Here is a 12,354-nt window from a genome sequence, read left to right on the forward strand (position 1 = left end):
TTCCACACCGATCTCCAGTCGTAGGCCCGGGAGCGTTCTCTTTATCTGCCTTTCCGGCCGGCTCAATCCTGCCGGACAGGCATTCATATACCCCTCCCCCACATTTTCCCGGCGGAAGCCGTGATGAGGCCCGGCTCCCGCCGGGCCTCATCCATATCAGAGTACCGCGCGGCGAAGCTCGGCAGCGGCGGCGACCATGTTGACCAGGGCCGGCCTGACCTCTTCCCATTTGCGGGTCTTCAGGCCGCAATCCGGATTGATCCAGAGCTGCCGGTCGTCAAGCCGCTCTCGCGCCAGCGCCAGAAGATCGACCATTTCTCCAACCGCCGGCACACGGGGCGAATGGATGTCGTAAACGCCGGGACCGATCTGGTTCGGGTATCTGTAGGTCCGAAACGCATCCAGCAACTCCATCTTCGAACGCGAGGTCTCGATGGAGATCACGTCGGCGTCCATCGCCGCGATGGCGTCGATGATCTGGTTGAATTCGGAATAGCACATATGGGTGTGCACCTGGGTGCGATCACCGACGCCGCTCGAGCAAATGCGGAAGGATTCCACCGCCCAGCCGAGATAATCCTGCCAGTCCCGGTGCCGAAGCGGCAGTCCTTCACGAAGAGCCGCCTCATCGATCTGGATCATCTGCGCACCGGCCGCTTCCAGATCATTGACCTCATCGCGGATGGCGAGCGCGATCTGCCGGCATGTCAGGCTTCTGGCGATATCGTCGCGAACGAAGGACCAGTTGAGGATCGTCACCGGTCCGGTCAGCATGCCCTTGACGGGCTTTTCGGTGAGCGACTGGGAATATTCCCACCAGCGAACCGTCATCGCTTTCGGACGCGACACGTCGCCGAAGATGATGGGAGGACGCACGTAACGCGAGCCGTAACTCTGCACCCATGCATGCTGGGTGAAAGCGAAGCCGGAAAGCTGTTCGCCGAAATATTGCACCATATCATTGCGCTCGAACTCCCCATGCACGAGAACGTCGAGACCGATTTCCTCCTGCCAGCGAATGGTCGCTTCGGTTTCCTTCTGCAGGAATTTTTCATATTGCGCATCGGTCAGCGCCCCCTTGGAATGCGCCGATCTGGCCTTGCGCACCTCCGGCGTCTGCGGGAAGGAGCCGATGGTCGTCGTCGGGAAAAGAGGAAGCGCAATGGCCTGCGACTGCACTTTCTGCCGCTCAGCAAACGGGCTCGCCCGCTTCCTGTCGGCCTCGCCAATCGTTGCGATACGCTTTTGAACGGCGGTATCGGTTACCTTCGACGAGGAGGCGCGTGTGGCAACCGCCTTCGATGCAACCTCCAGTTCCGCCGCAACAGTGCCCTTGCCCTCACCGAGAGCCTTGCCAAGTGCGGCAAGCTCGCCGAGCTTCTGGGTGGCGAAAGAAAGCCAGCTTTTCAGATCGGCATCGAGACCGGTTTCCAGTTCGAGATCAACAGGGACATGCAGTAGCGAGCACGACGGCGCGATCTGAAACGCCGCCGCGCCGCCTGCCGCGATGATGGGTTCCAATCGGCTGACGATTGCGGCGAGATCGGCGCGCCAGATGTTGCGGCCGTCGATGACGCCCAGAGACAGGACACGATTTTCCGGCAACGTCTTCAACGCCGCCTCCAGCGCACCGGGCGCGCGTACCAGATCGATGTGAAGACCCGCAACCGGCAGCGCTGCGACGGCTTCGAGATTATCCTCAAGCCCACCGAAATAGGTGGCGAGCAGGATTTTCAGATCCGGCGCGGCCTTCGACAAAGCCTGATAGGCCACAGCCAGCGCGTGACGCTCCCCCTCGGAAAGGTCCAGCACCGCGACCGGCTCGTCGATCTGCACCCATTGAGCACCGGCCGCATGCAGGCGGCGCAACAGCTCTTCATAGACAGGCAGCAGCCCGGCCAGCAGATCGAGCGGCTTGAAGGCCGCTTCGCGCGCCTTGGCGAGCTTCAGGAAGGTGACCGGACCGAGAATGACCGGGCGCGTATGGATGCCGAGCGCCTTCGCCTCAAGGAAGTGGTCGACCGGCTTTTGCGAGGTGAGCACAAAATGCTGATCCTCTGAAACCTCCGGCACCATGTAGTGATAGTTGGTATCGAACCATTTGGTCATTTCCAGCGCCGGAGCGCCCTGACCATGATGCGAATGTCCTTCATGCCCGTGGCCGCAGCCTGCGTGCCCTTCGCTCTGGCTGCCACGCGCCATGGCGAAATAGGTGGACAGGGAAACATCTCCACCCGCCCATCCATAGAGGGGCGGAATGGCGCCCACCATCACGGCCGTGTCGAGAACGTGATCGTAAAGGGAGAAATCGTTGGAAGGGATATGGGTAATCCCCTTTTGCTGCTGGAGCGCCCAGTTTTCGGCGCGCAGCCGGGCGGCGGTTTCGAGCAGTTCCGTCTCGGAAATCTTTCCGGACCAGAAGCCTTCAAGCGCGAACTTCAGTTCGCGATGGCGTCCGATCCTCGGAAAACCGAGCGATGCGACTGTAATGGTCTTGTCTGGCATTGTCATACCCCATTTGGTTGTGGGGGCATGGGTAAAGCGGACGCGTGCAGGACCGGCCTTGGCCGAAGCATTGCAGCAACCACCGGGACACCCCGCCCGTGGACGTTATTTTGTCCTGGCAGGTCTCCTGGCTTGCGGGTCGTCGCCTTTGCCCGTCTTCCCGGGGCTTTCACCCCAGTGACGTTGTGGACAAAGGCTCGCCGCTTACAGTTGCGGGGGCAGCTCCGGTCTTGCCGATTGTCGGCGCACCGGATTCCCTCTTAGCTCCGGGATCGGGCAACCAAGCCCGGAGAACCATGACATCGGCAATTCTCACCACGGATACCACAATGTCAATAGACATAAAGAAATCTTTATATCTTTATTTCGTTCGATGGCGGCACGGCAGGCCGGTCGTCAGGAGACGACCGCGCCCGGCCCAGGCACCGCGCCCGAAGGCACCTTGCCAAGAATGATCATGCCGAGAACCTCGTCCTTGGTCACATCCTGCGTGCGGGCATGGCCCACCACCTTGCCGTTCTTCATCACGAAGACCCGGTCGGCCAGATCGAAGACGTCGTGAATATCGTGGCTGATGAGGAAGATGCCGATGCCCTGCCGTTTCAGTTCCTTGACGAGATCGCCCACCTGCGCCGTCTCCTGCGGCCCGAGTGCTGCCGTCGGCTCGTCCATGATGAGAATGCGGGCATCGAACAGAATGGCACGGGCAATCGCGACAGACTGCCGCTGGCCGCCGGATAGCGCCTTCACCGGCTCCTTGAACCGCCGGAAATTGGGGTTAAGACGCCCCATCACCTCGCGGGCCGAGGCTTCCATGGCGACATCATCCAGCGTGCCCCATTTCGTCTTCAGCTCACGGCCGAGATAAAGATTGGCCGCCGCATCGACATTGTCGGCCACGGCCAGCGTCTGGTAGATGGTCTCGATGCCGTATTTCTTGGCGTCGCGGGGATTGCGGATATCCGCATCCTCACCGTTGATGAGGATATCGCCGCCGTCGCGCCGGTATGCGCCGGAGAGGATTTTGATGAGTGTCGATTTTCCCGCACCGTTGTGGCCGAGAAGGGCGACCACCTCACCGGGGAAAAGATCGACAGAGGCGTTTTCCACCGCATGGATGCCGCCGAAGGAAATGGAAATATTGCGCATTTCCACGAGGGGCGTGACTTGGTCCGTCATAGGAGTTCTCCTCGGTTCTTACTTGGCGCGGGCGCGGTAGATGGTGTCGAGCCAGACGGCGACGACCAGAACCACACCGACGACGATGCGCTGGAAGGGCGTATCGATGCCCACCAGCACCATGCCGGATTGCAGCGACTGCATGACGAGCGCGCCGAGCATCGCGCCCGCTATGGTTCCCACACCGCCGGCAAGCGAGGTGCCGCCGATGACGGCCGCCGCGATGGTGTAAAGCTCGTCCAGTTCGCCCTGGGCATTGGTGGCGGCGTTGAGGCGGGCGGTTGAGATCGCCGCCGCGATGGCGCAGAGAACGCCCATCAGCGTGAAGATCTTCACCGTGACCCAGCGGGTCTTGATACCGGCAAGTTCGGCCGCTTCCGGATTGCCGCCGATGGCGAAGACATAACGCCCGAAGCGCAGCCGTGTGGCGATGAAGGTCATGACCGCACCGACGGCAAGCGCCATCAGCACCGGAATGGCGATGCCGTGCGAAATGAACAGACCGCCTTCAGGCCAGGCGATGCCGTTGGCATCGGCATAGTTGCGGGCGATGTTGACCGGCCATGGATAGCTGTTGACCACCGCCACGAAGCCGACGACGATAAGGCAGCCGAGCGCCACCAGAAAATATTCCGCCCAGACCGGCCGCAGCGGAAAGCCGAAACGGCGGCGCTGATGGCGGGAATTCAGGATGGCCGCCACGATGGCGACGCAGGCAACCACGGCTGCGATCCAGCTCCATGTCGCGCCGATCGAACCGCTGGTGCCGCCGCCCATCAGGCGGAAGGTGGAATCCATCGGCGCCACGGTGCGGCCGCTGGTGATGAACCATGTGCCGCCGCGCCAGACCAGCAGGCCACCAAGCGTGACGATGAAGGAGGGCACGTTCAGGAAGGCGATGATCGAGCCCTGCAGCATACCGATCGCGCCGCCGACGAGAATGCCGACCAGCAGCGTGACGATCCATGTCGCGGAATGTTCGAAGCCGAGGATTTGCGGCAGGATCTCCGCCTGCATGACGCCCATGATCATGCCGGAAAAACCGAGGATCGACCCGACCGACAGGTCGATATTGCGGGTGACGATGACGAGCACCATGCCGGTCGCCATGACAGCCACGGAAGCGGTCTGCACCGAAAGGTTCCAGAGGTTTCGCGGCGTCAGGAACAGCCCGCCGGACAGGATATGAAATCCGATCCAGATCAGAAGAAGTGCACCAACCATGCCGAGCAGTCTGGTATCCAGCTCGGTAGCGTTGATGAAGCGTGTTATCGAGCCTGTTTTTTCCGTCTTTTGCGACGCTGTGGAATTGGATTGGGTCATGTCGGCCATGAACTGCCGGTGCTCCTCACATCTTGGGTCGTTTTGGCTTGTCTTCGAATCGCCAGAACGATCCAAGTTTTGTTCTTACGCATTCTCCGGACGGAAAAGCCGTTCCGCGTTTCCTGGAAATGCTCCAAAGGGCGCCGCGCCATGAACCATGGCGCAGCGCCCAACCGGGACGTATTCGATCAGTCGCAGGCCTTGACGGATCCGGCCTTCACACCCTGGCAGGCCGTTTCCTTCTTGATCCAGCCGGCATCGATGACCGTGCCGAGATTGTCCTTGGTGATGGCGATCGGCTTCAGGAAGACCGACTGCATCGTGACCTTCTTCGGGCCGCCATCAAAGGTGGTGACACCCTTGATTTCCGTCATCTTCTTGCCGCCCGCCAGTTCCAGCGCGATGCCGGCCGCTTCCTTGCCGAGTTCACGGCTGTCCTTCCAGACCGACACCGTCTGCGTGCCGAGCGCGACGCGGTTCAGCGCCGCGAAATCGGCATCCTGACCGGAAACGGGAACCGAACCGGCCATGCCCTGCGCGGCGAGAGCGGCGATGGCGCCACCCGCCGTGCCATCATTCGAGGCGACGACGGCATCGACCTTGTTATTATTCTTGGTCAGGAACTGTTCCATGTTCTTCTGGGCATTTTCCGGCTTCCAGCCATCGGTATAGGCTTCGCCGACATTCTTGATCTTGCCGCCGTCAATGGCGGCCTTCAGCACTTCCTGCTGACCGGCGAACAGGAAGTCCGCATTCGGATCGGAAGAAGAGCCCTTGATGAAGACGTAATTGCCTTCGGGCTTCACCTTGAAGACTTCGGCAGCCTGAAGACGGCCGACTTCCTTGTTATCGAAGGTGATGTAAAAGGCGTTCTGGTTTTCGATCAGACGGTCGTAACCCACGACCGGAATACCCTCGGCAACGGCCTTTTCAACGGCAGGGCCGATCGCGTCGCTGTCCTGCGCCAGAATGATCAGCGCATTGGCACCCTGCGAGATCAGCGATTCCACGTCGGTCAGCTGCTTTGCAGCAGATGATTGCGCGTCGGCGGAGATGTATTTCGCGCCGGCCTTGTCGAGCGCTGCCTTGATGGCTGCCTCATCCGTTTTCCAGCGCTCTTCCTGGAAATTCGACCAGGAAACGCCGACGACGAGATCAGCCGCAATCGCGGCAGTATGCAGGGAAACGAGTACGGCCGTACCCGCCAAAAGCTTGGCAAAAGAATTCATGATGTCCTCCCGGTAAGGGCGCAGCCCCACACCTCCATGCAGGGAAAACGCCCGGAAAAAGCTGCCGGTCTCTGTGGTTTCACAATTTTCTCGACAGTCGAGAAAATTAATGTCAGAGATTCCCCATGCTGTCAACAACGGCTGCGGGCAGCATCCGGGTGCCTTGATCTTCTCTGTGGTATGGGCCATCAGACGGGGTCAGCACGACAGGAAAAAGCCGTTCAGGGAGCAGGCCCCAGCCCATGTCCGCCATTGCAAGTACGGAACTGGTGCGCCAGAAAAACAGCCTGTCGGTGATGGCGGCGCTGCGCCTGCACGGCAGCCTTTCCCATACCGACATGTCGTCCTTCACCGGGCTTGCCTCCGCGACCGTCTCCGCCATCACCACCGAGCTTGAGCGGGCCGGTCTCATTCTGCGCAAGGAGCAGCTCGCCACCGCCGGCCGTGGCCGGCCGCGCATTCTCTTCGGCCCGCGCGGCGCTTTCTGCCACGTCGCCATCGTCATCATCTCCTCCGACAGCGTGCAATATTCGCTGGTCGATTATGCCGGCAAGCTGGTGGACCGCTTCACCGAACAGAGGATTACGGCTGAAAAAGGCACGTTCGGCGGCGCTATCCTCGCCGGCCTTGCACGGCTTGCCGATCGCTCGCGCATCGACCGGCACGATATTCTCCAGGTCTCGATCAGCAGCAAGGGGCTGGTGGATGCGGCCACGGCAACGCTTCTCTGGTCGCCGGTTCTCGGCGACGAAAGGATCGATTTCCAGCGGCTGATTTCCGGGGACGGCCGCATTCGCGTGACGCTGAACAACGAGACCCTGCTGGCGGCCAAGGCCATCTGGATGCGGGAGCACGCAAAGGAAAACCCGGCGCCGGAAGCCCTCGTCACCCTGTCGCTCGGCCACAGCATCGGCCTTGGCATCGCCCGCGCAACGGGCGGCGCGATCGAGGTCAGCGCCCCCAATTTCGGCCATATGCTGCATCTGGCCGATGGCGCGCTGTGCCGTTGCGGCACCAAAGGCTGCATCGAGGCCTATTCCGGGTTCTACGCCATCCTGCGTTCCGCTTTCGAAGCTCCGCCGCAGGCCGAACCGGCGAAATTCGTGCCGATCGCAGAGGTGGACAAGATCGCCGCCTCGGCGCGCACCGGCGCCCGCATGGCGCGGTTCGCCTTCCGCACCGCCGGACTTGCGCTCGGTAACGGTCTTTCACGCCTCTTCAGCCTGCATGGCCATATGCCGGTCTTCATCACCGGCCCCGGCACGCGTTATTTCGATCTTCTGGAAAGCGGCCTGCGCGACGGGCTGGCGCAATCACAGGCGGTGCGTTTCGGCGGCATGCCGAAAATCGCCATCGCGCCCAACGAACCGGAACTGGTGTTCGAAGGACACATGGAACACGCACTTTCGGCCGCCGATGACTATATCCTGAGCGCCGATGGCCCGGAGAGACAGGCCAGGAGTTCCGGGAACTGACGGGGCAACTGGCGGATTTTCAGGCCCGCTCCGCCAGGACTTCAGCCTTTTGCCCGCCACCCGTCAGTGTTGCCACGAAGTCGTCCAGACCGCCGGCCTCGTCCTTGCTCAGGCGCAGGCCCTGTTTCGTGCGCCGCCAGAGAATGTCCTCGGCCGCAAAGGCCCATTCGTGCTCAACCAGCCAGCGCACTTCGCATTCATAGAGCGTGCCGCCGAAATGCCGACCGAGGCCGGAGACATCGGTGGCGCTGCCCAACATTTCCGCCGCCTTCGTACCGTAGTTTCTGACAAGCCGCTCGGCATGGCGCCCATCAAGGAAGGGATAACGGGAGACGAGCGCGCGCACCTGCGCCTCATATCTCTCCGCGCCGAAATCGCCACCCGGCAGGTGGGAGCCCGCCGTCCATGGCTTGCCCTTTTCGCCAATCGCCGCGCCGATCTTTTCCAGCGCATGTTCGGCCAGCCGCCGATAGGTGGTCAGCTTGCCGCCGAAAATATTAAGGAGTGGAGCCTCACCCTCGGCCTCCTCCACCTTCAGCACGTAATCGCGTGTGGCTTCCTGCGCTTTCGAAGCACCGTCATCGAACAGCGGCCGTACACCGGAATAGGTCCAGACGATATCTTCCGGTTTCACCGCTTCGCTGAAATAGTCGCTGGCTGCGTTGCAGAGATAGGAAATCTCTTCTTCGGAGATACGCACCCTGGCGGGATCGCCCTTGTAATCGCGGTCGGTTGTGCCGATCAGTGTGAAATCCCGCTCATAGGGAATGGCGAAGATGATGCGGTTATCCGGGTTCTGGAAGAAATAGGCGCGCGGATCGGAAAACTTCTTGCGCACGATGATGTGGCTGCCCTGCACAAGCCGGACATTATGAACATCCTTGCGCCCGAAGACGCCGGAAAGCACGGTATCCACCCAGGGACCGGCGGCATTCACCAGCATGCGTGCCTTGTGGAGGGCCGCTCGTCCGGTTTTTTCGTCCAGCGTCTCGATGAGCCACAGCCCGCCTTCGCGCCGTGCTGAAACAACCCGCGTGCGGTTCATGATCGTCGCGCCGCGATTGGCCGCATCGCGCGCATTGAGAACCACGAAACGGGCGTCGTCCACCCAGCCATCGGAATATTCGAAAGCCCTGACGAAAGCCGGTTTCAGCGGTTTTCCTGCCGGGTCTCGCCGCAGATCGAGTGTGCGGGTCGCCGGCAGAAGCTTGCGGCCACCGAGATTGTCATAAAGAAACAGCCCGAGCCGGACCATCCAGGCCGGGCGCACGCCGCCCTTCTGGATGGGCAGAACGAAACGCATCGGCCAGATGACATGCGGGGCCATGGCCCAGAGGATTTCACGCTCCATCAGCGCTTCGCGCACCAGACGAAACTCGTAATGTTCGAGATAACGCAAGCCGCCATGGATGAGCTTGGTGGCAGCAGAAGACGTGCCGGAAGCGAAATCGCCCTTTTCCGCAAGCGCCACGGAATAGCCCCTGCCCACCGCATCGCGGGCGATGCCGCAGCCATTGATGCCGCCACCGATGACAAAAAGATCGAAAATGGTCTCGCCGGACATAGAGCCTCCACGACAGCGCCGGGGGATTACGCCCCCATCGTTGAAAGACAATTGCCATAAAAACGAAAACAAAACGAATGTCAAAAGAAAACAAACGAAACACGTTTCGGCAAGGGCGAACGGCCGCTGCGCGCCGCACACCGCATGGCCAGCCTCTTACGGGCTCAGTGTTTCAGTCGTGTGTCGGGGTAACCTGCTCAAGCTCATAGAGCACGCCGCCCGTGTCTTTCGGGTGCAGGAAAAGAACGGGATTGCCATGCGCGCCGGTCTTCGGCTCGCCGTCACCCAGAATGCGGACGCCCTTTTTGACGAGATCATCACGGGCGGCAACAATATCCGCCACCTCGAAGCAGAGGTGATGGGTGCCGCCGCCGGGATTTCTTTCGAGGAAGGCGGCAATCGGCGAATTCTCCCCGAATGGATGAAGAAGTTCAATCTTGGTGTTATCCGCCTGAATGAACACCACCGTCACGCCGTGTTCAGGCAGCGATTGCGGCTCCGAGACATCGGCACCCAACGCCCTGTAACGGGCAATGGCGGCATCGAGATCGGGCACCGCGATGGCGACGTGATTTAGTCTTCCAAACATGGCCGTCTTTCCCTCACGCGTTCCGCCGGATGCCTTCCAACAGGTCGAGAACCTTGTTGGCGGCATCCATGACATTGGTGCCGGGACCGAAAATTGCCGAAACACCATGATCAAGCAGGAACTGGTAATCCTGCCGCGGGATGACGCCGCCGACGACAACGATGATGTCTTCGGCACCCTTTTGTTTCAGCGCCTCGACCAGTTGCGGGGCAAGGGTCTTGTGACCGGCAGCGAGCGACGACATGCCGACCACATGCACCCTGTTCTTGACCGCAAGATCGGCCGCTTCCGCCGGCGTCTGGAACAGCGGCCCGGCCAGCACATCGAAACCGATATCGCCAAAGGCGGAGGCAATGACCTTGGCGCCGCGATCATGCCCGTCCTGCCCGAGTTTCGCGACCATGATGCGCGGTTTGGTGCCGATCCGTTCGGCAACACCGGAAAGCCGCGCGGCGAGCGTGGCAAGTTCCGGCTCGTCCTTGTAAGCCTCGCCGTAGATATCGCTCACCACCTCCGGCACGGCGGCATGGTCGCCGAAGGACGCCCGCAACACATCGGAAATTTCCCCGACGGTGGCGCGGGCGCGGGCAGCGACAACGGCAGCTTCGAGAATATTGCCCTTGCCGCTGCGGGCAACTTCGGAAAGTGCTGCCAAAGCGGAGGTCACGTCCTTGCCATCGCGGCGGCGGCGTGTCTCTTCGATGCGGCGGATCTGTGCGGCACGCACGGCGGCATTGTCGATATCGAGGACATCGATATCCTCTTCATTTTCCAAACGGTAGCGGTTAACGCCAACAATGACCTCCTCGCCCTTGTCCACCGCCGCCTGCCGGCGGGTTGCCGCCTCCTCGATCAATCGTTTCGGCAGGCCTTCCGCAACGGCCTTGGTCATGCCGCCCAGTGCCTCCACCTCTTCGATCAGCGCCCAGGCTTTCTCAGCCAGTTCGTTCGTCAGGCTTTCGACATAATAGGAACCGGCCAGCGGATCGACGACCCTGGTGACGCCGGTTTCATGCTGGAGGATAAGCTGGGTATTGCGGGCGATGCGGGCGGAAAATTCCGTCGGCAGGGCAATCGCCTCATCGAAGGAATTGGTGTGCAGAGACTGCGTACCACCCAGCACGGCGGACATGGCCTCGAAGGCGGTGCGGACGATGTTGTTATAGGGATCCTGCTCCTGCAGCGAGACGCCCGATGTCTGGCAATGGGTGCGCAGCATCAGCGACGACGCCTTTTGCGGCTTGAATTCCTCCATGATGCGCGACCAGAGCAGGCGCGCGGCGCGCAGCTTTGCCGCCTCCATGAAGAAATTCATGCCGATGGCGAAAAAGAACGACAGGCGACCGGCGAAATCATCGACATTCAGCCCCTTGGCCAAAGCAGCACGCACATATTCGCGGCCATCGGCCAGCGTGAAGGCCAGCTCCTGCGTGAGCGTCGCGCCCGCCTCCTGCATGTGATAACCGGAAATGGAAATGGAGTTGAATTTCGGCATCTCCTTCGCCGTATATTCGATGATATCGGCAATGATCCGCATCGAAGGTTCGGGCGGATAGATATAGGTGTTGCGGACCATGAACTCCTTGAGGATGTCGTTCTGGATGGTGCCGGAAAGGGCGGCGCGTGGAACGCCCTGCTCTTCCCCCGCAACGATGAAGTTGGCAAGCACGGGAATGACCGCGCCATTCATGGTCATGGACACCGATACCTTTTCGAGCGGGATGCCGTCGAACAGGATTTTCATGTCCTCGACGCTGTCGATCGCCACGCCCGCCTTGCCGACATCGCCCTCCACGCGCGGGTGATCGCTGTCATAACCACGATGGGTGGCGAGATCGAAGGCCACGGAAACGCCCTGCTGGCCGGCGGCAAGCGCCTTGCGGTAAAAGGCATTCGAGGCCTCCGCCGTGGAAAAACCGGCATATTGCCTGATAGTCCAGGGCCGCCCGGCATACATGGTGGCGCGCGGGCCGCGGGTGAAGGGCGCAAAGCCCGGCAGGCTTTCGAGATGGGAAACCTTTTGCAGATCGTCGGCGGTATAGAGGGGCTTGACCTCGATACCTTCAGGCGTGTGCCAGACGAGCGCTTCCGGTGAGCGCTTCAGCTCCTTTTCGGCAAGCTGCAGCCAATCCCGCACCGTTTTTTCACCCGACATGCATCTCTCCCCTTCTGCATTTCATTTTAGCACTGTGGCGGGCAATCGTGACCTAAATCCAGCAATCCACTGCCGGATAAACCCGCCGAGCCCGTAAACCGCTCCGGCCCGCATGCGTTCCGGAAAAACGGTCACAAACATCACTCGAATTCGAGGATGACTTCGTCCACCGCGAGACTGTCGCCCGGTTTTGCCGAGACTTTGGCGACACGGCCGCGTTTTTCCGCGCGCAGGATGTTTTCCATCTTCATGGCCTCGACGGTCGCCAGCGCCTGCCCGGCCTCCACCTCGTCGCCCTCGCCGACCGAGATGCCGGTAATGACGCCGGGCATAGG

9 protein-coding genes and 1 riboswitch are annotated in these 12,354 nt (G+C 61.2%); of the genes, 1 reads left to right on the plus strand and 8 read right to left on the minus strand.

Annotated features, from left to right (window positions below; translation table 11 throughout):
- Nucleotides 1-156 precede the first annotated feature (156 nt).
- From metE to xylF, 4 genes are all read right to left on the minus strand, one after another.
- Nucleotides 157-2,505, minus strand: coding sequence for a 5-methyltetrahydropteroyltriglutamate--homocysteine S-methyltransferase (metE, locus tag ACIQUH_RS05490; protein WP_400813002.1), 2,349 nt, complete (start codon nt 2,503-2,505; stop codon nt 157-159).
- A gap of 99 nt (nt 2,506-2,604) precedes the next feature.
- A riboswitch (cobalamin riboswitch) is annotated at nt 2,605-2,819 on the minus strand.
- Nucleotides 2,820-2,901: 82 nt separating this feature from the next.
- Nucleotides 2,902-3,684: an ATP-binding cassette domain-containing protein gene (locus ACIQUH_RS05495; protein ID WP_400813003.1), complete on the minus strand. Its 783-nt coding sequence runs from the start codon at nt 3,682-3,684 to the stop codon at nt 2,902-2,904.
- 18 nt (nt 3,685-3,702) lie between these two features.
- The gene (locus ACIQUH_RS05500; protein ID WP_400813021.1) at nt 3,703-5,007 is read right to left on the minus strand and encodes a sugar ABC transporter permease; all 1,305 of its coding nucleotides are present in this window, start codon (nt 5,005-5,007) and stop codon (nt 3,703-3,705) included.
- Between the two features lie 188 nt (nt 5,008-5,195).
- A complete protein-coding gene (gene xylF / locus ACIQUH_RS05505) occupies nt 5,196-6,236 on the minus strand; it encodes a D-xylose ABC transporter substrate-binding protein (protein WP_400813004.1) in 1,041 nt (346 codons plus the stop codon).
- A 242-nt stretch (nt 6,237-6,478) separates the two neighbouring features.
- On the opposite strand from xylF, the gene ACIQUH_RS05510 reads away from it, so the two are divergent.
- A complete protein-coding gene (locus ACIQUH_RS05510) occupies nt 6,479-7,711 on the plus strand; it encodes an ROK family protein (protein WP_400813005.1) in 1,233 nt (410 codons plus the stop codon).
- Nucleotides 7,712-7,730: 19 nt separating this feature from the next.
- On the opposite strand, the gene ACIQUH_RS05515 is transcribed toward ACIQUH_RS05510, so the two are convergent.
- From ACIQUH_RS05515 to ACIQUH_RS05530, 4 genes are all read right to left on the minus strand, one after another.
- Entirely contained in the window at nt 7,731-9,275 is a 1,545-nt protein-coding gene (locus ACIQUH_RS05515; RefSeq protein WP_400813006.1) for a glycerol-3-phosphate dehydrogenase, read from the minus strand.
- 172 nt (nt 9,276-9,447) lie between these two features.
- On the minus strand, nt 9,448-9,864 hold the full coding sequence (mce, locus tag ACIQUH_RS05520; RefSeq protein ID WP_400813007.1) for a methylmalonyl-CoA epimerase: 417 nt from the start codon (nt 9,862-9,864) through the stop codon (nt 9,448-9,450).
- A 13-nt stretch (nt 9,865-9,877) separates the two neighbouring features.
- On the minus strand, nt 9,878-12,019 hold the full coding sequence (scpA, locus tag ACIQUH_RS05525; RefSeq protein ID WP_400813008.1) for a methylmalonyl-CoA mutase: 2,142 nt from the start codon (nt 12,017-12,019) through the stop codon (nt 9,878-9,880).
- 140 nt (nt 12,020-12,159) lie between these two features.
- Nucleotides 12,160-12,354: acetyl-CoA carboxylase biotin carboxyl carrier protein subunit (locus ACIQUH_RS05530; protein ID WP_400813009.1), on the minus strand; the 195-nt coding region annotated here is incomplete at its 5' end.

The organism is Agrobacterium sp. NPDC090283, from assembly GCF_044769685.1.
In the GTDB taxonomy this organism is placed as follows: Bacteria; Pseudomonadota; Alphaproteobacteria; order Rhizobiales; family Rhizobiaceae; genus Agrobacterium.